The sequence below is a fragment of the Pseudomonas sp. 05N434 genome (genome assembly GCF_056396965.1).
In genome coordinates this window covers 1-2,394 of record NZ_JBFTMK010000667.1, presented here as the reverse complement: position 1 = coordinate 2,394, position 2,394 = coordinate 1, and the positions used below count along the sequence as shown (strand labels likewise).

The window sequence follows — 2,394 nt, the reverse complement described above, 5'->3', positions numbered from 1 at the left end:
GTGGTGTACCGCGAATCGACGTATCAGTCCGGCGGCGCCAACAACGGTGCGGCGGGAGTGACCAGCGAAGAAAGCGTCACCCGCGATCCGACACTGGGCGATGTCAACTTCGGTATTGCCTACAAATTCTTGGACGAATCGGTCAACACCCCGGATGCAGTAGTCACCTTGCGCGTCAAGGCGCCGACGGGCAAGGACCCGTTCGGCATCAAACTGCGCCAGAGCGACGCCAATACCAACCTGTTCGTGCCTGACACCTTGCCAACCGGCAACGGCGTCTGGTCGATCAGCCCCGGTATCTCGCTGGTCAAGACCTACGATCCAGCGGTTCTGTTCGGTAGCCTGTCCTACACCCACAACTTCGAAGGTTCCTTCGACGACATCAGTGCCACCGTCAATCAGAAAGTCCCGGGCAAGGTGCGGATCGGCGACAGCTTCCAGATTGGCGCGGGGATCGCGTTCGCGCTGAACGAAAAAATGAGTATGTCGTTCTCGGTGTCTGACCTGGTGCAACGCAAAAGCAAGCTCAAGCAGGATGGCGGGGATTGGGAGTCGGTGGTGTCCAGCGACGCCAACGCCGGTTACTTCAACGTCGGCATGACCATCGCGGCCTCCGACAACCTGACGATCGTTCCCAACTTGTCCATCGGTATGACCGACGATGCGCCGGACTTTTCCTTCAGCCTGAAATTCCCGTACTACTTCTAAACCGCCCCCCCGCAATAGAAAAGGCCCACTACGATAGTTGTCGTAGCGGGCCTTTTTTGTTGCACCGCCCTAGCGGATCTGGTGCTTGTGCAGCAATCGGTAAAAAGTCGGCCGTGACACGCCCAGGACTCGGGCGGCAACACTCAGGTTGTCGCTGTGCCGGTTCAATACATCGCACAGCGCCTGGCGCTCGGCGCGGGTCTTGTAGTCTTCAAGGGTGCCCATCGGCGTGGCGAAGGCGTGTTGACTGAGCAGCCCCAGGTCTCGCGCCTCGATCTGCCGTCCTTCGGCCAATACCAGCCCACGACGGACCCGATTGGCCAGCTCGCGGACATTGCCCGGCCAGTCGTGCTTGCCCATGGCGACCAACGCATCCTCGCTGAAGCTGCGCGGACGACGGCCGGTTTCACTGCTGTAGAAATGGGAAAAGTGGTTGGCCAGCATCAATAGATCGCCATGGCGTTCACGCAGCGGCACGGTGACCACTTGCAGGACGTTCAAACGGTAGTACAAATCTTCGCGAAAGCGTTTGTTCTCGATGGCCTCTTCAAGGTCGACGTGCGTCGCCGCCAATACCCGCACATCCACCGGAACAGGCTGATGGCCGCCAACCCGCTCGATGTGTTTTTCCTGCAGGAAGCGCAGCAGATTGGCTTGCAGCTCCAGTGGCAAATCGCCTATTTCATCGAGAAACAGGGTGCCGCCGTTGGCGGCTTCTATCCGCCCGACCTTGCGCTGATGGGCGCCGGTAAAGGCCCCCTTCTCGTGACCGAACAATTCGGACTGGATCAAATGTTCGGGAATCGCGCCACAGTTGATCGCCACGAATGGCTTGCTGTGACGCTGGGATTGTTGATGCAGGGTACGGGCGACCAATTCCTTACCGGTGCCGCTTTCGCCGCGGATCAGCACCGGCGATTCGGTGGGCGCCAGTTTGCTCAGCAATTTGCGCAGCTCGCGAATCGGTTTGCTGTCGCCGAGCAGTTCGTGTTCAGGCTGATCGATATGAACCGTGCCCTGCCCGCGCAGGCGCGCCATGCCGAACGCTCGGCCCAGAGTGACCTGAACCCTTGAAACATCGAACGGCAAGGTATGGAAGTCAAAAAACCATTCGCAGACGAAATCCCCGACATTCTGCATTCGCAGGACATCCTGATCGAGCACGGCGATCCACTCGGTACCGCTACGGGTGATCAGTTCCTTGACGGCTTCCGGACGTTCCAGATGAAACGGCTGCAAGCGCAACAGGCCGACGTCGCAGGTTCGTTCCGCGGCGTTTTCCAGGGTACAGCTGTCGACATCCCAACCCACAGCGCGTAAACCCGGCAGCAAACGGTGGCAGTCGTCGCAAGGATCCACTACTAAAAGACGTCGTAAAGCAGGCGCTTCGATCATGACTGTTCCTTGGCGCCAAATTTTAGGAAATATTATTAAAAACAGTCATTTGGCGGGCTTCGGTGTAACACTAGCAAAATATTGACGCGGGCTTGTATCGATTGCTTATAGGGACGTCGGCTTATTAGTTATAAAAAATCACTTAATGAGTTGCCTAACGAATTGAACCTTTCATTCAGCTTTCAGCAACTGCCTGAATCGCCGGCGAATCAAAGAAAGTTGAAATTTCTTTTGATTGTGTGTGACCCAACCCCCGGTTGCGGACATCAGTACAAGTAACCAGCCGAACGG

At 57.2% G+C, this 2,394-nt stretch carries 1 protein-coding gene and 1 pseudogene; one reads left to right on the top strand and one right to left on the bottom strand.

What is annotated here, in order from left to right; all coding sequences use genetic code 11:
• Window positions 1-708, top strand: a pseudogene (locus AC1DLB_RS27725) (hypothetical protein); the annotation flags it as partial.
• Between the two features lie 69 nt (window positions 709-777).
• On the opposite strand, the gene AC1DLB_RS27720 reads toward AC1DLB_RS27725, so the two are convergent.
• Window positions 778-2,103, bottom strand: a complete 1,326-nt coding sequence (locus AC1DLB_RS27720) for a sigma-54 dependent transcriptional regulator (protein ID WP_413696774.1) — start codon at window positions 2,101-2,103, stop codon at window positions 778-780.
• Window positions 2,104-2,394 lie beyond the last annotated feature (291 nt).